Source organism: Pseudomonas sp. IPO3774 (assembly GCF_013386835.1).
Taxonomy (GTDB): Bacteria; Pseudomonadota; Gammaproteobacteria; order Pseudomonadales; family Pseudomonadaceae; genus Aquipseudomonas.
Genome location: NZ_JACAQY010000040.1, coordinates 143,722 through 164,223 on the forward strand (window position 1 = coordinate 143,722; position 20,502 = coordinate 164,223).

Here is a 20,502-nt window from a genome sequence, read left to right on the forward strand (position 1 = left end):
GAATTGGCGAGCGCCGAGTCTAGCGCAGGTCAATCCCCGGGGCTATTCCTGATCGTCTTCCGCCGGGGCTGGCGTCTGCTGCTGGCTCCAGTCGGTGTCCTGCTTCTGCATCAAGGCAAACCAGTGCTGGCGCATGAACTCCAGGTACGGTTTGGGCGCCTTGGCAAAATCTTCTTCGTCGCCGTAACAGCCAGGAAGCGGCAGCTCGGTACCCTGCTCCTTGTACTGGCTGACCAGCGCCTGTTGGGCGGCGATGCTGCAATCCTTGGGCAACGGCATGCCTTGCAGGGCGCCGGCGTCTTCATCCCACCAGCTGGCGCCATAGCGGTCGATGCCGCGCAGGCGGTACTTCTGCGACTTGCCGATGTGCATGATCAGCTTGAAATCATTGGGACTGACGTCACTGGTGCAGGTGCGGCTATACCCCACGGTGACCTGGCTGATGCCATCGCCCAGCAGGTCGGTGACCCGGGTGGCGTCGCTGTTGAAGTGCGCGCCGGCATCGAACTCGCAATGCTGCACGTCGTCGTAGAGCATCCACAGGCGCTTGGGCCGGTCACCGTCGAGCAGGTACTGGGCGGCGTAGACAAAGGCAGACTGCGCACCGTCGTCGTCGCGTTCGCTGACTTGCTCTGCGAGTACCAACAGGTTCTTGCCCTGTTTGTCGCTCCAGACGAAGGCGCCGACCTGTTTACCCCGCACTTCTACGCCATCGGGCACCTGGTCGATGGACGTCAGTGCCACGCCGTCATCGGCCCGCACGCTCGTGGCCCAGGCCACCGTCATCAACAACACCATCAACATTGGCCGTAAACGCTGCACGCTATTCATCCGACTGCCCTGGCAAGAGATGGCTTACTTTACCGGCACTTGCGTGGCATTGCAGAGAAGATTCTTCAGGAACCTGCCCGCGTGAAGAAAAAGGCTACCGCCCCTTCTCCCCTCATCGGCACGGCGTTGTCCGTGCTTCTGCTGTTTACCTGAACCCTAGCTGTCTACCTGCCAAAAAAACGACTTTTTCATCTGCGTTTCATATTCGTTGAACATTTTTGCGCTTAATCTTGGCGGCACGACTTGAGAACGAACCGTACTTTGCAGGTTAACTCGTTGATTCCGCTTTACCTTTGAGCATTTTGGTCTTTACTCACGTAAGCCATGGAAGACCCACTGTGACCTGTCAGGACTGTCGAATGAATGCCACAAATCAACGCTATCTTTGATCGGATGCCCGGCATCCGAGGCTGACGATAACTGCTGTCTTTACGCTCCAAGTTGCTCTAACCCCCGAGGTAATGAATCTTTGAAACCCTATCCAATTCATTGCGTGTCGATCGTTATCCCGGTCTACAACGAACAAGAAAGCCTGCCTGAACTGCTGCGCCGCACCATGGCCGCCTGCAAACAACTGGCTTACGAATACGAAATCATCCTGGTGGACGACGGCAGCCGCGACAATTCCGCGCAATTGCTGGAAGACGCCGCCGCGCTCGAAGGCAGCAACGTGGTGGCGGTGATCCTCAACCGCAACTACGGCCAGCACGCCGCAATCATGGCCGGCTTCGAGCATTGCCGGGGCGACGTGGTGATCACCCTGGACGCCGACCTGCAAAACCCGCCGGAAGAAATCCCGCGTTTGGTCGAACAGGCCGCCCTGGGCTATGACGTGGTTGCCACCGTGCGCAACAACCGCCAGGACTCGGCCTTCCGCCGCTGGCCGTCGCGCCTGATCAACCTCGCCGTGCAACGCTCCACCGGCGTGGCCATGAGCGACTACGGCTGCATGCTGCGTGCTTATCGCCGCACCATCGTCGACGCCATGCTGGCCTGCCGCGAGCGCAGCACCTTTATCCCGATCCTGGCCAACAGCTTTGCGCGCCACACCACGGAAATCCTGGTGCATCACGCCGAGCGTGAACACGGCGAGTCCAAATACAGCCCGATGCGCCTGATCAGCCTGATGTTCGACCTGCTGACCTGCATGACCACCACGCCATTGCGCCTGTTGAGCATCGTCGGTTTCAGCCTGGCGGCCCTGGGCATGCTCTTCGCCTTTGCACTGATCGTGCTGCGTATCGCTTTCGGCTCCGGTTGGGCCGGCGACGGCATGTTCGTGCTGTTCGCCGTATTGTTCGTGTTCACCGGTGGCCAGTTCATCGGCATGGGCCTCCTGGGTGAATACCTGGGCCGCATGTACAGCGATGTGCGGGCCCGCCCACGGTTCTTTATCGAAAAAGTGCTGCGCAACCAACCGGCAGCACCGGCCGAGACCTTTACGGTCGACGGCCTGACGTCCTCCCACACCTCTACTTCTCCTTCCGATCAGGTTTCGTCATGAATTCAAAAGCTGTTGTCTTCGCTTACCACGATATTGGCTGTGCTGGCATTGAAGCCCTGCTCAATGCGGGTTACGAAATTGCTGCCGTGTTCACCCATGCCGATGATCCCAAGGAAAACAATTTCTACGGTTCCGTCGCCCAGCTGTGCGCCCGCAATGGCATCCCGGTACACGCCCCGGAAGACGCCAACCACCCGCTGTGGATCGAGCGCATCGCCAAGCTGAACCCGGACTACATCTTCTCGTTCTACTACCGCAACCTGCTGAGCGAAGCCCTGCTGGCCACCGCCAAGAAAGGCGCGTTCAACCTGCACGGCTCCCTGCTGCCTAAGTACCGTGGCCGCGCACCGGCCAACTGGGTGCTGGTGAACGGCGAAACCGAAACCGGCGTGACCCTGCACCGCATGGTCAAGCGTGCCGATGCCGGCGCGATCCTGGCCCAGCAGAAAGTCGTGATCGAGCGCACCGACACCGGCCTGACCCTGCACGCCAAACTGCGTGACGCCGCCACCAACCTGCTGCGCGACGCCCTGCCGCAACTGGCGCAAGGCAAGCTGACCGAAACTGCCCAGGACGAAAGCAAGGCCACCTACTTCGGTCGTCGCACCGCAGCGGACGGCAAGCTGGACTGGAAAAAACCGGCTGAAGAGCTGTTCAACCTGGTTCGCGCCGTTACCCAACCATACCCGGGTGCCTTCTGCGCCGTGGGCGAGCACAAGCTGATCGTCTGGAACGCCGAAGTCGTCAAGGGCAACGAAGGCCTGGCGCCAGGCCGCGTGATCAGCGTCAACCCGCTGCGCATCGCCTGCGGTGAAGACTCCCTGGTGGTCAAGTTCGGCCAGCGCAACGAGAACGGCCTGTACCTGGCCGGCCCGTCCCTGGCGGATGAACTGGGCCTGGTGGACGGTTCCGTACTGCGCGGCGCCGAGTCCGGCCGCAAGCCCCGTCGTACCCGCGTGCTGATCCTGGGTGTGAACGGTTTCATCGGTAACCACCTGTCCGAGCGCCTGCTGCGTGACGACCGTTACGAAATCTACGGCCTGGACATCGGCTCCGACGCCATCGAGCGCCTGCGCAGCCACCCGAATTTCCACTATGTGGAAGGCGACATCAGCATCCACTCCGAGTGGATCGAGTACCACATCAAGAAGTGCGACGTGGTCCTGCCGCTGGTGGCCATCGCCACCCCGATCGAATACACCCGCAACCCGCTGCGCGTATTTGAACTGGACTTCGAAGAGAACCTGAAACTGGTTCGCTACTGCGTGAAGTACAACAAGCGCGTGATCTTCCCGTCGACCTCCGAAGTGTATGGCATGTGCCAGGACCAGTACTTCGACGAAGACACCTCCAACCTGGTGGTGGGCCCGGTCAACAAGCAGCGCTGGATCTACTCGGTCTCCAAGCAACTGCTGGACCGCGTGATCTGGGCCTACGGCGACAAGGGCCTGAAGTTCACCCTGTTCCGTCCATTCAACTGGATGGGCCCGCGCCTCGACCGCCTGGACTCGGCCCGTATCGGCAGCTCCCGCGCCATCACCCAGCTGATCCTGAACCTGGTGGAAGGCACGCCGATACGTCTGTTCGACGGTGGCGAGCAGAAGCGTTGCTTCACTGACATCGCCGACGGCATCGAAGCCCTGGCGCGCATCATTGATAACGACAACGACAACTGCAACGGCCAGATCATCAACATCGGCAACCCGGAAAACGAAGCCAGCATCCGTCAGCTGGGCGAAGAACTGCTGCGTCAGTTCGAAGCTCACCCGCTGCGCAGCAACTTCCCTCCGTTCGCCGGTTTCCGCGACGTGGAAAGCAAGGCGTTCTACGGCACCGGTTACCAGGACGTGGCGCACCGCAAGCCAAGCATCGACAACGCCAAGCGCCTGCTGAACTGGGAGCCTACCGTGGAGATGAGCGAAACCATCGGCAACACCCTGGATTTCTTCCTGCGTGAAGCCATGCTCGAAATCGCGGACAAGCGTTGATGCAAGCGGGTCTACGCATCGACGTCGACACTTACCGAGGCACCCGTGAAGGGGTGCCAAGGTTGTTGGAGTCGCTTGATGAAGCCGGGGTCAAGGCGACCTTCTTCTTCAGCGTCGGGCCGGACAACATGGGGCGCCACTTGTGGCGCCTGATCCGCCCGCAGTTCCTGTGGAAGATGCTGCGCTCCAACGCTGCCGGTTTGTACGGCTGGGACATTTTGCTGGCCGGCACCGCCTGGCCGGGCAAACCCATTGGCCGCGACCTGGGGCACCTGATGCGCCAGGCCAAGGCCGCCGGGCATGAAGTCGGGCTGCACGCCTGGGATCATCACGGCTGGCAAGCCAACACCGGGCGCTGGAGCGATGCACAGCTGATCGAGCAGATTCGCCGTGGCGTCGACACCTTGAGCGACATCCTCGGTGAACCCATCGACTGCTCAGCCGCCGCCGGCTGGCGTGCCGATGAGCGCGTGGTGCAAGCCAAGCAACAGTTCAATTTCCGTTACAACAGCGATTGCCGCGGTACCAGCCTGTTCCGGCCGACCCTGGCGGATGGCAGTGCCGGCACGCCACAAATTCCGGTGGACATGTCGACCTTCGACGAAGTCGTGGGCCCGGTGGTGGCCGCCAAGGATTTCAATAGCTACATCCTCGACCGCTTCAAGCCGTCGAAGCTCAACGTCTATACGATCCACGCAGAAGTAGAAGGGATTCTGATGGCCAATGATTTTCGCCAGTTGCTCGCCCAGGCAGGGCAGCGCGGCATCGCGTTCAAACCGTTGGGCGACCTGTTGCCCGCCGACCTCACCACCCTGCCCCAGCAACAGCTGGTGCGTGGTGCGTTGAGCGGCCGTGAAGGCTGGCTCGGAGTGCAGAAGGCATGATCCGGCGCTGGGCCCTGCCCCTGCTCCTGCTGGCCTTCGGGGTGTTCTACCTGATCCCGTTGGCCACCCACGGGCTGTGGATTCCCGACGAAACCCGCTATGCGCAGATCAGCCAGGAAATGCTGCTGACCGGCAAATGGGCCTCGCCACACTTCATGGGGATTCGCTACTTCGAGAAACCGGCGGCCGGTTACTGGATGATCGCGCTGGGCCAGGCGATTTTCGGGCAGAACCTGTTCGGCGTGCGTTTTGCCTCGGCCTTGAGCACCGGCTTGAGCATCCTGCTGGTGTATTTCGTGGCCCGGCGTTTGTGGAACGACCCGCGCAAGAGCCTGGTCAGCGCCGTGCTGTACATGAGTTTTGTCAGCGTCGCGTTCCTGGCGGGCTATGCCAACCTCGACCCGCAGTTCACCTTCTGGGTCAACCTGACCGGGGCGGCGCTGTGGTTCTGCTTCGACAGCACCACCACCCGCGGCCGGCTGTGGTCGTGGGCCTTGCTCGGGTTCGCCTGCGGCATGGGGTTCATGACCAAGGGTTTCCTTGCCTGGTTGCTGCCGGTGCTGATCGCCCTGCCCTACGTGCTCTGGCAAAAACGCATTCGTGAACTGCTCACCTATGGCCTGGTGGCCGTGGTGGTGGCGATTGTCGTGAGCCTGCCCTGGGCGCTGATGGTGCATGCCCAGGAACCGGACTACTGGAATTTCTTCTTCTGGCACGAGCACATCCAGCGCTTTGCCGGCGACGACGCCCAGCACTCCGAGCCCTTCTGGTATTACCTGCCGCTGATGGTTGCGTTCACCCTGCCGTGGATGGCGTTGCTGCCGTCCACCGTGAAGCAGGCATGGCTGGAAAAACGCAACAGCAAGGTCGCCTTCCTGCTGCTGTGGCTGCTGATGCCGCTGGCGTTCTTCAGCCTGGCCAAGGGCAAGCTGCCGTCGTACATCATGCCCTGCCTGCTGCCACTGGCGCTGCTGATGGGGCATACCCTCGCCGACAAACTGGCCCAGGCCCGTGGCCGCGTACTGCGCATCAACGGCTGGGTGAATCTGGTCATTGGCGTATTGGCGTTGCTGGTCCTGACCTGGTTCCAGCTGAAAAAACCGGTGTACGAGCACGGCCAGGAAACACTCAGCCTGGTGCTGGTGTTCGTCTTCCTGTTCGGCTGGATCATCGCCAACCTGCTGCAAGCCGCCCGCCCGTTGCACATGTGGGCCGCACCGGTGATGGGCAGCTGGTTGCTGGTGGCGCTGGTGCCGGCCGCGTTGCCGCACTCGGTGGTTTATAACAAGACCCCCGACCAGTTCATCATCGACCACCTCCAGGAGCTGCAGCCGACCACTGCGTTGCTGAGCAACGACCTCGGCGCCGCATCGGCCTTGTCATGGCGCCTGCAGCGTCCTGAAGTGATGCTCTACAACACCGTTGGCGAAGTGAAATACGGCATCGCCTTCCCGGACACCGCTTACCGCAAGATCGATGCCGCCAGCGTCCAGCAATGGATGAGCGAGGCGCGCAAGCAAGGCTCGGTGGGCGTGGTGATGCGGGTCAAGGGTGACGACGAACGCCAGGAAGTGGACCTGCTGCCCAAAGACGGCAAGCGTTACGAGCAGGGCAATATCGTGATTCTGATCTTCCCGCAGAGCGCGCCATGACCACTCTGTTGCTGTTGTTAGGTGCCTGCCTGCTGACCTGCATGGGCCAGGTGTCCCAGAAGTTTGCCGTGGAAGGCTGGCGTGACCAGCCCGACGGTTGGGCCCTGAAGCTGCGCTCGCCGTGGCTGTGGTCGGCGCTGGTGTGCCTGGGCCTGGGTTTGCTGGTGTGGCTGCTGGTGCTGCAACGTTTGGAAGTCGGCATCGCCTACCCGATGCTGAGCCTCAACTTTGTATTGGTCACCCTGGTGGCGCGCTTTGTGTTCCATGAACACATCGATGGTCGCCACTGGTTCGGCGTGCTGCTGGTGATTGCCGGTGTGGTGCTGCTGGGGCGCCAGGTATGAGTCGCGCTCGCGGTTTTGCCCTGGCCCTGGGCAGCGTGGCACTGGTCAGCGGTGCCCAGTTGGGCATGCGCTGGAGCATGACGCGCCTGCCATTGCCCACCGAATGGCTGACAGCACTCAACACGGGTGCCATCGACCTCGGCGCACTGGGCGTGGTGATCCTGGCGATCATCGCCTATGCCCTGTCGATGCTCTGCTGGCTTGGCGCACTGAAAGACCTGCCTCTGGGCCGTGCCTACTCGCTGCTCAGCATCAGCTACGCATTGGTCTACCTGCTGGCCGCCAGCCTGCCGGTGTTCAACGAACATTTTTCGCTTTCAAAAACTGCGGGAGTGGCCTTGGTCATTCTCGGAGTCCTGACTATCAACTCTCGTCGTGCTAGCACCACAAGTCCCAGGAATGCCCCATGAAAATCAGTGTATTTGGTAGCGGTTACGTCGGTCTGGTGCAGGCCACCGTGTTGGCCGAAGTCGGCCACGATGTCATCTGCATGGACGTTGACGAGAAAAAGGTCAAGTTGCTGCAACAGGGCCACGTGAGCATTTTCGAGCCGGGCCTGGCGGCCATGGTCAAGGAAAACCTCGAAGGCGGACGCCTGACGTTTACCTATGACGAAAAACTCGCGGTCGAACACGGCGAAGTGCTGTTCATCGCCGTGGGTACCCCTTCGGACGAAGACGGCTCGGCCGACCTGAAATACGTGCTGTCCGTGGGCGATGCAGTGGCTCGCCACCGTATCGACCCGGTGATCCTCGTGGAAAAATCCACCGTACCTGTAGGCACTGGCGACACTTTGCGTGCGCACATGGAAAAAGCCCTGCGCATTGCCGGCCGCCACCTGGAGTTCGATATCGTCTCCAACCCGGAATTCCTCAAGGAAGGCTCGGCCGTTGCCGACTGCCGCCGCCCGGACCGGATCGTCATCGGCTGCGAACGTGAGGAAGTGCGCGAGGTGATGCGTGAGTTGTATGCACCGTTCAACCGCAACCACGACCGCATCATCTTCATGGACCTGCGCAGCGCCGAACTGACCAAGTACGCCGCCAACTGCATGCTGGCCACCAAGATCAGCTTTATCAACCAGATCGCCGAACTGGCCGAACACCTGGGCGCCGACATCGAAGCCGTGCGCCTGGGCATTGGTGCCGACTCGCGTATCGGCTACCACTTCATCTACCCAGGTTGCGGTTATGGCGGCTCTTGTTTCCCCAAGGACATGCGCGCCCTGATCCACAGCGCCAAGGCCGCCAACTGCTCCAGCGACCTGCTGGAAGCCGTGGAAGCCATCAACCAGCGCCAGAAGAGCAAGCTGTTCGAACGTGCCAATGCATTCTTCAAGGGCGACCTGCGCGGCAAGACCTTCGCCTTGTGGGGCCTGGCGTTCAAGCCCAACACCGACGACATGCGCGATGCGCCAAGCCGGGTGCTGATGGAAGCCTTGTGGGCCGCCGGCGCCAATGTACGTGCGTTTGACCCGGAAGCCATGCAGGAAACCCAGCGCATCTACGGTGATGACCCGCGCCTGATGCTGATGGGCACCCCGGAATCCACCCTGAGTGGCTCTGACGCCTTGATCATCTGCACAGAATGGCAACAGTTCAAGGCACCGGACTTCGACCTGATCCAGCAACGCCTGAAAACCCCGGTGATCTTCGACGGCCGCAACCTGTACGACGGCGAACGCCTGGCACGCAAAGGCATCCAGTACTTCCCGATGGGCCGCGGCGATTCCTGCAACTTGCCGATCCCCCAGCAAAACTGGGCGCCTCAGGCCGAGGAAGCCTGAGACGTGGACAAAGCTCATCGGCCCCTGCTCAGCCCGACGATCCGCCGACACTCATGGATCCTGGGGCTGCTGGCCCTGATCCTGTTTGTCGCGGGCAACTGGAACCAGGCAATCATCGGCTTTGACTCGCGCTTCGTGCTGTTCGCCCAGGAGATGCTGCGCCACGGGCCGGGGTTCTTCCCGACCACGTACGGGCAACCTTATGCCGATTACCTGGCCACCTCGACGCTGCTGACCTGGCTGCTGTCGGTGCCCCTGGGGCAGGTCACCAGCCTGACGGCCTGGCTGCCCACGGCCATCGCTTCGGCACTGATCGTGGTGCTGCTCTACCGGCTGACCGCGCCCTACTCCCGGCGCTGGGCACTGCTGAGCATCGCGGTGATGCTGCTCAGCAGTACCTTCATCAGCGAAACCCGCGCGGTGTCCCTCGACCAGATGCTGGCGGCAGTGGCCCTGACAGTCTTCTACCTGGGTTACGCCCACGACCACTTCGGCGCCGGCAAGCGCCTGCACTGGCTGTTTGCGCTGCTGATCGTGGGGTTCGCGATCCGTGGGCCGATCGGCCTGGTGATCCCCACCGGCATGCTGTGCAGCTATTACCTGATCAATCGGCAATGGCGCCAGCTGTTCAGTTTCGGCCTGCTGGCGTTGGCGTTACTGGCGGCGTGCGTGGGCCTGCTGCTGCTGCTGGCCAAGCTCAGTGGCGGTGAAACGTTCATGCAGGACGTGATCCGCATGCAGTTCCTGGGTCGCATGGACGGCACCGAAGGCTCCGGCAGCGCGCTGTATTACTTCAGCAGTTCGCTGGGCAACTATGCGCCGGCGTATCCGTTGGCAATACTCGCGCTGATTGCGATAGTCGCCAGTGGCCGCGAGGACAAGGGCCCGGCGCTGAAACTGGTGCTGTACTGCCTCGCCGCCGGCTTGATCGTGATGATCGGCTTGTCGGTGCCCCAGGCGAAAAAAGCGCGCTATGTGCTGCCGATGCTGCCCCTGGCAGCAATCATCGCCGCGTATCCATTCCAGGTGTCGCGAGGCAGACTGTTCGCCGGGCTGCGCTGGCTGATGCTGGGGTTGTGGACGGTCATTCCGGGGCTGCTGATCGCAGGCTTGTTCGTGGCGCGTCACCGCTTCCCCGAGCAGATTGGCAGCCTCAATCCGGTGTTCGGGATCCTGATCGCGATCCAGGTGCTGGCACTGGGCTTGCTGTTCAACCGGCGGCTTCGCTACGTGGGCCCGGCCTTCGCCGCGGTATTGGCGGTGTGGCTGGCGTATATCGTGATGGTCGAGCCGCTGGAGCGCCGGTTGTATGACACGCGCACCTTTACCCTCCAGGCCCATGCGCTGACCCAGCAACAACCGGCGCCGCTGGTATTACACGCACTCGGCAAGGACGCAAAAGCCATCAAGTTCATGGTCAACCTCGATTGCGACCGGGTGCCGTTGTTTACCCAGTTGCCTGCCGACCTGGCGCCGATCCAGGCTCCTGCATGGCTGATCATGAGCCAGTCGGACTATGAAGCGTTGAGCGACCCGCGTTTTCGTTCACTGCAGCCGGTACTGACCGGCCAGTTCGACAAGAACCCCTACGTACTGCTGCATTTGATCAAACCCGCACAACCTTGATACAGGGCGCGGGATAAGCGGAACCAACCGCTTATCCCGCGCCAGTACATTCAGTAGTTATAAATCCAAGTGTATGTAAGAAACTTCTTTGCCCCTTCAACTTCGAAACTTTTAGCGTAGCAACTATCGAGAAACATCCTACGCATCTATACGCTGCTACCGATAAGACGCCCTCTTCCCGCCCCTAGCCCTCGACTGTAGACTCGCCTGCCAAGCGAGTTAATTATTTAATACCTTTTAACTATTTTCAGAAGTTCCAAAGGTGCGGTGTAAGGCATTCCTGTTACTTTCGAAAGAAACTCGACGAACGTAGCAGCAAGCCATCAATCAAGACATGCCCCGCTTAAACGAACAGTCGAAATAACAATAAAGACCTTTTAAACAGCATTCAGCGCTGCCGTTTATTTCATTTAGAGGAATGTTTTGTGTCCGACCGTCGATTGCCCGCCCCCTCAACCTCTGACGCTGTCGCGCCTTTGTCCCGCGACAGAGTCAATGCGGGTTACATCCCGCTGCCAAAACTGGATCGGCTGATGGAACTGCGTGATGCACTGGTGGTGCTCAAGGGGCCATTGGCCAACAATCCATCGCTGCGGGAAAATGTACAAAACCTGCTGATCAACGAGGAAACCGATGACCGTGTGCTGGGCAAGATCAGCAACCCCATGCCACCGCCAACCCGCCTGATACCGTTTGGCTGACACGTTTTACTGCAAAAATACTGCACTTGACCTGCATTAATATGCATTGGCAGCAGTCTTCATCGATTGGCACACTGCGCAGGTTCCTCCCCCAAATGCAGGAACTTCTTTAAAGGGCTTTTCCGGGAAACCAGGCAAGCCTTTTTTTTCGCCCGCTTTTCACGGATCGTCTGTCAATGCTCGCTCGCTGGTTACCCGCTGCCATCAATACCCGCCCTGCCGAATGGAGTCGTGCCGCCATCGGCATGGCCCTGGGCACACTGTTCAGCGTCTGGGTGTGCGCCCAGGTGTTCGGCACCGAGGTGGCCCTGCACCTGATAGGCCCGCTGGGAGCCTCGGCGGTGCTGCTGTTTGCCGTATCCTCCGGCGCGCTGGCCCAGCCCTGGTCGATCATCGGCAGCTACCTGTGTGCCGGGATTGTTGCGCTGCTGGTGGCCCGGGTATTGGGCCGAACGCTGGGCAGCGCATGCCTGGCTGCCGGGATGACCGTGATCCTGATCTGCTGGCTGCGCTGCCTGCATCCACCGGCGGGCGGCCTGGCCATGAGCCTGGTGCTGGCTGACCCAGCCTCGATTGCCATGGGCTGGCACGAACTTGCCGCAGTCATGCTGGGAGCCACAGCCTTGTTGGCCTGCGCGCTGGCCTACAACAACGCCACGCGCACGCGTTACCCCAAGGGCACCCGCGAACCGGCTGCGCCGATCTTTATGCCAATGGCCACCGAAAACCCCGGGATCAGCGCCGAGGACCTCAAGCAGGCCCTCGCCGAGCGCGAGCAGTTCCTGGACGTTACCCCGCAGGAACTGGAAGAGCTGATCCAGGCCAGCGAGCGGTATGCCCGGCGGCGCACCATCGGCGCGGTTTTCCAGCACCAGGGCCAGCCTCCTCCATAAGGCAAAAATGCAAAAACGACCTGCATGATTCCGACTTGTACTGGGCAAATTTGCACTGGTACGATCGCGAGATGGTTCGCCCGCGAACATCTTGATAAAGAACAATAAAAGCAGGGAGTTAGAGATGACTGCTCAGGTTTCATCCGAGGCAAGCAGCGCCGGGATTGTGCAAGACGAGGTCCTGGCGCACGTACGCAACCATATTGGCCACCTGACCCTCAATCGCCCCGCAGGCCTTAACGCCCTCACCCTGGACATGGTCCGCAGCCTCAGCCGGCATTTGCAGGCGTGGGCGGAGGATCCCCAGGTGCATGCCGTGGTGTTGCGCGGTGCCGGTGAAAAAGCCTTCTGCGCCGGCGGCGACATTCGCTCGCTGTACGACAGCTTCAAGAGCGGCGACACCCTCCACGAAGACTTCTTCGTCGAGGAATACGCCCTCGACCTCGCCATTCACAACTATCGCAAACCGGTCCTGGCACTGATGGACGGCTTCGTCCTTGGCGGTGGCATGGGCCTGGTGCAAGGCGCCGACCTGCGGGTGGTCACCGACCGCAGCCGCCTGGCAATGCCCGAGGTGGCCATCGGGTATTTCCCTGACGTGGGCGGCAGCTATTTCCTGCCGCGCATTCCCGGGGAACTGGGGATCTACCTCGGGGTGACCGGCGTGCAGATTCGTGCCGCCGACGCCCTGTATTGCGGCCTGGCGGACTGGTACCTCGACAGCGCCCGGCTCGCCGACCTCGACCAGCGCCTGGACCGCCTGGAATGGCACGATTCTCCCCTCAAGGACCTGCAAGGCCTGCTGGCCAGCCTCGCGGTGCAACAATTGCCCGACGCCCCCCTGGCGGCGCTACGCCCAGCCATCGATCACTTCTTTGCCTTGCCGGACGTGCCGAGCATCGTCGAGCAATTGCAGCAAGTCACCGTCGCCGACAGCCATGACTGGGCATTGACCACCGCCAGCCTGATGCAGACGCGCTCCCCCCTGGCCATGGCCGTGACCCTGCAGATGCTGCGTCGCGGGCGCCACCTGCCGCTGGAGCAGTGCTTTGCCCTGGAACTGCACCTGGATCGCCAATGGTTTGCCCGTGGCGACCTGATCGAAGGCGTCCGCGCCCTGCTGATCGACAAGGACAAAACCCCTCGCTGGAACCCTCCAACCCTGCAGGCGTTGGAGGCTGATCATGTCGAAAGCTTCTTCCGCGACTTCGACAAGAACGGGAACTAAGTCATGCAAGATATTGAATTTACAGAAGAACAAGTGATGATCCGCGACATGGCGCGGGACTTTGCCCGTGGCGAAATCGCCCCCCACGCCCAGGCTTGGGAAAAGGCCGGCTGGATCGACGATGCTTTGGTCGCCAAGATGGGCGAGTTGGGTTTGCTGGGCATGGTGGTGCCTGAAGAATGGGGCGGCACCTACGTCGACTACGTGGCCTACGCCCTGGCAGTGGAAGAGATTTCCGCTGGCGACGGCGCTACCGGCGCACTGATGAGTATCCATAATTCAGTGGGTTGCGGGCCAATCCTCAACTACGGCTCACAAGCACAAAAGGAAACCTGGTTGGCGGAACTGGCCAGCGGCCAGGCCATCGGTTGCTTCTGCCTTACCGAACCCCAGGCCGGTTCCGAAGCGCACAACCTGCGCACCCGCGCCGAACTGAGGGACGGCCAGTGGGTGATCAACGGCGCCAAGCAGTTTGTCAGCAACGGCAAGCGCGCTAAGCTGGCGATCGTGTTTGCAGTGACCGACCCGGAGCTGGGCAAGAAAGGCATCTCGGCGTTCCTGGTGCCGACCAACACCCCGGGCTTCGTGGTGGACCGTACCGAACACAAGATGGGCATTCGTGCCTCGGACACCTGTGCCGTCACCCTCAACCAGTGCACCGTACCGGAAGCCAACCTGCTGGGTGAACGCGGCAAGGGCCTGGCCATCGCCCTGTCCAACCTCGAAGGCGGACGCATCGGGATTGCCGCCCAGGCGCTGGGTATTGCGCGTGCCGCCTTTGAGGCCGCGCTGGCCTATGCCCGTGACCGGGTGCAGTTCGACAAGGCGATCATCGAGCACCAGAGCGTGGCCAACTTGCTGGCCGACATGCAAACCCGCCTGAATGCGGCGCGCCTGCTGATCCTGCACGCCGCCCGATTGCGCAGTGCGGGCAAGCCATGCCTGTCGGAGGCCTCTCAGGCCAAGCTGTTTGCCTCGGAAATGGCCGAGAAGGTGTGCTCTTCAGCCATGCAGATTCATGGGGGTTATGGCTATCTGGAGGACTACCCGGTGGAGCGTTACTACCGGGATGCGCGGATTACCCAGATTTACGAGGGCACCAGCGAGATTCAGCGGATGGTGATTGCCAGAGAATTGAAAAACTACCCGCTGTAACAGGTATTTCGCAGAACCCATGTGGGAGCGGGCTTGCTCGCGAAGGCGGTGGATCAGTCGATACATCGGGTGACTGTAACACCGCCTTCGCGAGCAAGCCCGCTCCCACATTTTGATCCTCAGCGTTACAGGACAGTGTTTACTTGTCCTTGAACTCCGGCGCACGCTTGGCCACAAACGCCGCCATGCCTTCCTTCTGATCCAGCGTGGCAAACGCCGCGTGGAACACCCGGCGCTCAAAGCGCACGCCTTCGGACAGGCTCACTTCAAACGCACGGTTCACGCTTTCCTTGACCATCATGCTGATGGGCACCGACTTGCCGGCGATCAGGGTCGCGACCTTCAATGCTTCGTCCAACAGCTCATCCGCCGGCACGATGCGCGCGACGATCCCGCAGCGCTCGGCTTCCACCGCATCGATAAAGCGCCCGGTCAGGCACATTTCCATGGCCTTGGCCTTGCCCACGGCGCGGGTCAGGCGCTGGGTGCCGCCCATGCCCGGCAGCACGCCGAGGTTGATTTCCGGCTGGCCAAACTTGGCGTTGTCGCCCGCCAGGATGAAGTCGCACATCAAGGCCAGTTCACAACCGCCACCCAGGGCAAACCCGTTGACCGCCGCGATGATCGGCTTGCGGCGGTTGGCCACGCGATCGCTGTCGCTGAACAGGTCGTCGAGGTAGATCTGCGGGTAGGTCAGCTCGGCCATTTCCTTGATGTCGGCACCGGCGGCAAAGGCTTTTTTCGAGCCGGTTAGCACGATGCAGCCGATTTCCGGGTTGGCTTCCAGGCTGTCCAGCGCCTGGTTCAGCTCGCTGACCAGTTGCGCGTTCAGGGCGTTCAGCGCTTGCGGGCGATTGAGGGTGATCAGCCCGACCCGGCCCTGCACGTCCAGCAAAATGCTTTCGTAACTCATAGAGACTCCTCAGAGATTGCGTGAAATGACCATGCGTTGAATATCGCTGGTGCCTTCGTAAATCTGGCAGACCCGCACATCGCGGTAGATCCGCTCCAGGGGAAAGTCGCTCAGGTAACCGTAACCGCCGAGGGTTTGCAAGGCTGCCGAGCAGACCTTTTCGGCCATTTCCGAAGCAAACAGCTTGGCCATGGACGCTTCCACCAGCGCCGGCTTGCCGCTGTCACGCAGGGCGGCGGCGTAATGCACCATCTGCCGCGCCACGGCGATTTGCGTCGCCATGTCCGCCAGGCGGAAGGCCACGGCCTGGTGCTCGATGATCGGCTTGCCAAAGCTTTCCCGCTCGCGGGCGTAGTCCCGGGCCGCTTCAAATGCCGCCCGCGCCATGCCCACCGCTTGCGAAGCAATGCCGACACGCCCGCCTTCGAGGTTGGCCAGGGCGATCCGGTAGCCTTCGCCCTCCTCGCCCAAACGATTGGCCACCGGCACCTTCACATCCTCAAACAGGATCTGGCAGGTGTCGGAAGCATGCTGGCCGAGCTTGTCCTCGACCCGCGCGACGCTGTAGCCCGGCGAGTCGGTGGGCACGATAAAGGCGCTGATGCCGCGTTTGCCGGCAGCCGGATCGGTGACTGCAAACACAATCACGATCCCGGCGTTTTGCCCGGAGGTGATGAACTGCTTGCAGCCATTCAAGACGTAGTGATCGCCCTCCAGCCGGGCACGGGTTTTCAGGCCGCTGGCGTCGGAACCGGCCTGGGGCTCGGTCAAGGCAAACGCACCGAGCATCGCACCACTGGCCAGGGGCTTGAGGAACTGCTCGCGCTGTTGATCATTGCCGAACTTGAGGATCGGCACGCAGCCCACGGAGTTGTGCACGCTCATGATGGTCGAGCAGGCGCCGTCACCGGCAGCGATCTCTTCCAGGGCCATGGCGTAGGCCAGGTAGCCGGTATCACAGCCGCCCCATTGCTCCGGGACCAGCATGCCGAAAAAGCCCAGCTCGGCCATTTCACCAATGGCTTCCTTGGGAAAGCGATGCTCGCGGTCCCACTCGGCAGCGAACGGTTTAAGGCGTTCCTGGGCAAATTGCCGGGCGGCTTCGCTGATTTGCAGTTGTTCGTCATTCGGCAGCATAGGTGTTCCTTAGTACAGGCATTCAACGGCCATGGCCGTGGCTTCACCGCCGCCGATGCAGATCGCTGCAACGCCGCGCTTGAGGCCTTTCTGGCGCAGGGCCGAAAGCAGGGTCACCAGGATCCGCGCGCCGGACGCGCCAATCGGATGGCCCAGGGCACAGGCACCGCCGTGGATGTTGACCTTGCTGTGGGGAATCTCCAGCTTGCTCATGGTCACCAGGCTGACCACGGCAAAGGCTTCGTTGATTTCAAACAGGTCGACTTCGTCGAGGTTCCAGCCGGTCTTGCTCATCAGCTTGCGGATCGCCCCCACCGGCGCTACCGGGAACAGGCCAGGCTCATCGGCAAACGCCGCGTGGCCATGGATCACCGCCAGAGGCTTGAGCCCGCGCTTGTGCGCTTCGGACTGGCGCATCAGCAGCAGCGCCGCCGCACCGTCGGAAATCGAACTGGAGTTGGCTGCCGTCACCGTACCGCCTTCACGGAAGGCCGGCTTCAGGGTGGCGATCTTGTCCAGCTTGGCTTTCGGCGGCTGTTCGTCGTGGATGATGGTTTTCTGTTCCTTGCCCACGGTGACCTGCACCGGGACGATTTCGGCGATGAAGTTGCCGTCGGTGATCGCCTGTTGCGCACGGGTCAGGGACGCAATCGCGAACGCGTCCTGGGCCTCGCGGGAAAAGCCGTTGTGCTCGGCGCAGTCCTCGGCAAAGGTGCCCATCAGGCGGCCCTTGTCGTAGGCGTCTTCAAGGCCGTCGAGGAACATGTGGTCGAGCACCCGGCCGTGGCCCATGCGATAGCCGCTGCGGGCGCGGTCCAGCAGGTACGGCGCGTTGGACATGCTCTCCATGCCACCGGCGATGGCCACCTCCACGCTGCCGGCCAGCAACGCGTCATGGGCCAGGATCGTGGCTTCCATGCCCGAGCCGCACATCTTGTTGAGGGTGGTGCAGCGCGTGGACTTGTCCAGGCCAGCACCCAGCGCCGCCTGGCGTGCCGGCGCCTGGCCGAGGCCGGCGGGCAGCACGCAGCCGAACAGCACTTCATCCACGGCATCGGAAGCGATACCGGCGCGTTCGACCGCTGCACGAATCGCCGCAGCGCCCAGTTGCGGAGCGGTGAGGCCTTTGAGATCGCCCTGGAACCCGCCCATCGGGGTGCGTACCGCGCTGACAATAACGATTGGATCAGTCATGAAAATCTCCTTATTTGGCTGCCATGCGCAAGGCCCCGTCGAGACGGATCACCTCGCCGTTGAGCATGCTGTTTTCAATGATATGCCGCACCAGCGCGGCGTACTCGCCCGGCTTGCCCAGGCGCGGCGGGAATGGCACGCCGGCGGCGAGGGATTCGCGCACTTGCGGCGTCATGCCCGCCATCATCGGAGTTTCGAAAATACCGGGGGCGATGGTCATCACCCGAATCCCGTAGCGCGCCAGTTCGCGGGCCGCCGGCAGGGTCAGGCTGGCAATCGCGCCCTTGGACGCGGCATAGGCCGCCTGGCCGATCTGGCCGTCAAACGCTGCCACTGAAGCGGTATTGATGATCACACCGCGCTCGCCATCGGCATTCGCCTCGGTTTCAGCGATAGCCGCTGCAGCCAGGCGCAGCAGGTTGAAACTGCCGATCAGGTTGACGTTGATCACCTGGGCGAAGTTGGCCAGCACGTGCGGGCCATTTTTGCCGAGGATTTTCTCGCCCCGCACCACACCGGCACAGTTGACCAACCCATGCAAACCGCCAAAGGCGGCGACGGTGGCCTGTACCGCCGCTTCGGCAGCGGCTTCCTGGCTGATATCGGCGACTACGCTGCGGGCCTGCGCGCCGAGCTTTTGCGCCTGGGCGGCCACTGCGTCGGCGTTCAGGTCCACCAGCATCACCTTGGCACCGGCCGCCACGAGCATCTCGGCGGTTGCCGCGCCGAGGCCTGAAGCGCCACCGCTGACCAGAAAAACCTTGTTCTCAATCTGCATCATTGTTTCCTTGAAGAATGGGTCACGCCGTGGCCGCCTGGGCCTTGGCAATTTCCTGATTACGCAAAATGAAGCGTTGCAGCTTGCCGCTCGGGGTCTTGGGCAGCTCGCTGACAAATTCGATTTCCCGCGGGTACGAGTGAGCGGCCAGGCGCTTGCGCACGTGCTGGCGCAGCTCTTCGGCCAGGGCCGGCTCGGCGCGGTACTGCTCGCTGAGCACCACAAACGCCTTGACGATCTCGGTGCGTTCCGGACATGGCTTGCCCACTACGGCGGCCTCCACCACGGCCGGATGCTCGATCAAGGCGCTCTCTACGTCGAACGGCCCCACGCGATAGCCGGAAGTGGTAATCACATCGTCGCTGCGCCCGACAAAGCTGATGCTGCCATCGGGGTTCAGCTCCACCGTATCGCCGCTGAGGTAGTACTTGCCGACGAAGGCCTTGGTCTTGACGCCGTCATAACCGGCAAACCAGCACATCAGCGATTGCTCGCGGTCGATAGCCAGGATGCCTGGCTGGCCGGCGGGCAGCTCCTGATGGTTGTCGTCCAGCACCACGATGCGATGGCCCGGCGAGGCAAAGCCTGCGGAGCCGACGTGCACCGGATGCTCCAGGCCATGGTGATTGCACAGCACCATGCCCAGCTCGGTCTGGCCGTAGTGGTCGTGGATGGTCACGCCGAGGTTATCGGCGAACCAGCGGATCACTTCCGGGTTCAATGGCTCGCCGGCGCTGCTGACAATACGCAGCTTGCCCTTGATCGACTTGGCGAACTGCTCACCCCCGGCGATCAGCAGGCGGTAGGCGGTGGGCGAACCGGTGAGGTTGGTAATCCCGTATTTGTTGATGACACGGCACGTGCTTTCGAGGGTGAACGGGCCATCGTAGAAGGTGATCGGGTGGCCCATGGACAAGGGGCCGGTCACGCCGAAATAGATGCCGTAGGCCCAGCCCGGGTCGGCGACGTTCCAGAATGCGTCTTCGGGGCGCAGGTCGACGGCGTCGCGGGTGTAGCTCTGGAACGCAACGATTGCCTTGAGCGGCACGGCCAGGGCTTTCGACGGGCCGGTGGTGCCTGAGGTGAACATCAGCAGGAACGGGTCGTCGGCGCCCAGCAATACGGGTTCGCAGAGGTTGGAATAGTTGGGCAGCTCGGCCCAGAAGCTGAAATCGCCGCGCACGATGCCTTCGCCGTTGGGGCCGGCGACGGTGACGATGGTCGGGCAGTCGGCCACTTCCGTCAGTTTGGGACGGTTTACTGCATCGGCCACCACCAGCGCGGCGCCGGAGCTGTTCAGGCGGTGTTCGATGGCCTTGGGGCCGAAGGCGGTGAACAGCGGCTGATAGACCGCGCCGATGCGCCAGGTGGCGAGGACGACCACCAGCAGCTCGGCGGTGCGTGGCAGGAGGCCTGCCACCTTGTCGCCGCGATTGACGCCCTGGGCCAGGAGGAAGTTGGCGAAGCGTGCGGCCTGGTCTTGCAGCTGGGTGAAGGTGGACGTGGCGCTGCGGCCGTCCTTGCCCTCCCAGAACAGTGCGATGCGGCCAGGTAATGCGTGGCGGTCGCAGCATTCGACGCAGGCGTTGAGGGCCTGCAGGTTGCCCGACAAGGCAGCGTCGACGGTGTGTTGGTAGTTGAACTGGGTGGTGGCAGCCGAGTAATCACGCATCGCTTCAAATCCCTGTGTGTTTTTTATTTTCAGGATGGGTACGTAGACCGGTGAAATAGTCGCTCTAGAGCGGTGGGTGGGCAATGGTCAAAGCTTTCAACTTGGTTGACTGGTTTGGCCAATGGGGGGCGCTGTCTGGTGTGTGTATATCCGTTTTTTGGGTGATAGCTTGTATTGGTTCCGCTCTTACAGCGGCTCACTTTTGAAAAGCGCAAA

General features: G+C 61.9%; 18 protein-coding genes. 12 read left to right on the plus strand and 6 right to left on the minus strand.

Annotation, left to right across the window (positions count from 1 at the left end; genetic code table 11):
- Positions 1-42: 42 nt before the first annotated feature.
- Positions 43-831 (minus strand): M949_RS01915 family surface polysaccharide biosynthesis protein, encoded by a 789-nt coding sequence (locus tag HYE77_RS22450; RefSeq protein WP_023658829.1) that lies wholly within the window; start codon positions 829-831, stop codon positions 43-45.
- A gap of 469 nt (positions 832-1,300) precedes the next feature.
- On the opposite strand from HYE77_RS22450, the gene arnC reads away from it, so the two are divergent.
- From arnC to HYE77_RS22510, 12 genes are all read left to right on the plus strand, one after another.
- Positions 1,301-2,335, plus strand: a complete 1,035-nt coding sequence (gene arnC, locus HYE77_RS22455; protein WP_003217633.1) for an undecaprenyl-phosphate 4-deoxy-4-formamido-L-arabinose transferase — start codon at positions 1,301-1,303, stop codon at positions 2,333-2,335.
- Positions 2,332-4,323, plus strand: a complete 1,992-nt coding sequence (gene arnA / locus HYE77_RS22460; RefSeq protein ID WP_177022829.1) for a bifunctional UDP-4-amino-4-deoxy-L-arabinose formyltransferase/UDP-glucuronic acid oxidase ArnA — start codon at positions 2,332-2,334, stop codon at positions 4,321-4,323. Before arnC ends, arnA begins: the two co-directional genes overlap by 4 nt.
- Positions 4,323-5,207 (plus strand): 4-deoxy-4-formamido-L-arabinose-phosphoundecaprenol deformylase, encoded by an 885-nt coding sequence (gene arnD, locus HYE77_RS22465; RefSeq protein WP_177069377.1) that lies wholly within the window; start codon positions 4,323-4,325, stop codon positions 5,205-5,207. The genes arnA and arnD overlap by 1 nt, the downstream gene beginning before the upstream one ends.
- Complete coding sequence (gene arnT / locus HYE77_RS22470) at positions 5,204-6,859, plus strand: lipid IV(A) 4-amino-4-deoxy-L-arabinosyltransferase (protein ID WP_177069378.1); 1,656 nt, start codon at positions 5,204-5,206, stop codon at positions 6,857-6,859. Before arnD ends, arnT begins: the two co-directional genes overlap by 4 nt.
- Positions 6,856-7,203, plus strand: a complete 348-nt coding sequence (gene arnE, locus HYE77_RS22475; protein WP_003217625.1) for a 4-amino-4-deoxy-L-arabinose-phosphoundecaprenol flippase subunit ArnE — start codon at positions 6,856-6,858, stop codon at positions 7,201-7,203. Before arnT ends, arnE begins: the two co-directional genes overlap by 4 nt.
- Positions 7,200-7,613 (plus strand): 4-amino-4-deoxy-L-arabinose-phosphoundecaprenol flippase subunit ArnF, encoded by a 414-nt coding sequence (gene arnF / locus HYE77_RS22480; RefSeq protein WP_177021107.1) that lies wholly within the window; start codon positions 7,200-7,202, stop codon positions 7,611-7,613. The genes arnE and arnF overlap by 4 nt, the downstream gene beginning before the upstream one ends.
- The gene (locus HYE77_RS22485) at positions 7,610-8,989 is read left to right on the plus strand and encodes a UDP-glucose/GDP-mannose dehydrogenase family protein (protein WP_008433443.1); all 1,380 of its coding nucleotides are present in this window, start codon (positions 7,610-7,612) and stop codon (positions 8,987-8,989) included. Before arnF ends, HYE77_RS22485 begins: the two co-directional genes overlap by 4 nt.
- A 3-nt stretch (positions 8,990-8,992) precedes the next feature.
- On the plus strand, positions 8,993-10,615 hold the full coding sequence (locus tag HYE77_RS22490; protein ID WP_177069379.1) for a phospholipid carrier-dependent glycosyltransferase: 1,623 nt from the start codon (positions 8,993-8,995) through the stop codon (positions 10,613-10,615).
- 521 nt (positions 10,616-11,136) lie between these two features.
- A complete protein-coding gene (locus tag HYE77_RS22495; protein WP_256344058.1) occupies positions 11,137-11,316 on the plus strand; it encodes a type VI secretion system contractile sheath small subunit in 180 nt (59 codons plus the stop codon).
- Between the two features lie 176 nt (positions 11,317-11,492).
- Entirely contained in the window at positions 11,493-12,209 is a 717-nt protein-coding gene (locus HYE77_RS22500; RefSeq protein ID WP_102604350.1) for an HPP family protein, read from the plus strand.
- Positions 12,210-12,333: 124 nt separating this feature from the next.
- Complete coding sequence (locus tag HYE77_RS22505; RefSeq protein ID WP_102604351.1) at positions 12,334-13,437, plus strand: enoyl-CoA hydratase/isomerase family protein; 1,104 nt, start codon at positions 12,334-12,336, stop codon at positions 13,435-13,437.
- Between the two features lie 3 nt (positions 13,438-13,440).
- On the plus strand, positions 13,441-14,592 hold the full coding sequence (locus tag HYE77_RS22510) for an acyl-CoA dehydrogenase family protein (RefSeq protein WP_177054480.1): 1,152 nt from the start codon (positions 13,441-13,443) through the stop codon (positions 14,590-14,592).
- A 139-nt stretch (positions 14,593-14,731) separates the two neighbouring features.
- Here the strand turns inward: HYE77_RS22510 and HYE77_RS22515 are convergent, their stop codons facing one another.
- Genes HYE77_RS22515 through HYE77_RS22535 form a run of 5 tightly spaced genes read right to left on the minus strand, consistent with a single transcriptional unit; the run spans position 14,732 to position 20,286 of the window.
- A complete protein-coding gene (locus tag HYE77_RS22515) occupies positions 14,732-15,505 on the minus strand; it encodes an enoyl-CoA hydratase (RefSeq protein ID WP_003217608.1) in 774 nt (257 codons plus the stop codon).
- A gap of 9 nt (positions 15,506-15,514) precedes the next feature.
- On the minus strand, positions 15,515-16,642 hold the full coding sequence (locus HYE77_RS22520) for an acyl-CoA dehydrogenase (protein WP_008433455.1): 1,128 nt from the start codon (positions 16,640-16,642) through the stop codon (positions 15,515-15,517).
- Between the two features lie 9 nt (positions 16,643-16,651).
- Positions 16,652-17,836 carry an acetyl-CoA C-acyltransferase gene (locus HYE77_RS22525; RefSeq protein WP_008433457.1) on the minus strand — a complete coding sequence of 395 codons (1,185 nt, stop codon included), beginning with the start codon at positions 17,834-17,836 and terminating at the stop codon, positions 16,652-16,654.
- A gap of 10 nt (positions 17,837-17,846) precedes the next feature.
- The gene (locus HYE77_RS22530; RefSeq protein ID WP_008433459.1) at positions 17,847-18,614 is read right to left on the minus strand and encodes an SDR family NAD(P)-dependent oxidoreductase; all 768 of its coding nucleotides are present in this window, start codon (positions 18,612-18,614) and stop codon (positions 17,847-17,849) included.
- A 22-nt stretch (positions 18,615-18,636) separates the two neighbouring features.
- Positions 18,637-20,286, minus strand: coding sequence for an AMP-binding protein (locus HYE77_RS22535; protein ID WP_177069380.1), 1,650 nt, complete (start codon positions 20,284-20,286; stop codon positions 18,637-18,639).
- Positions 20,287-20,502 lie beyond the last annotated feature (216 nt).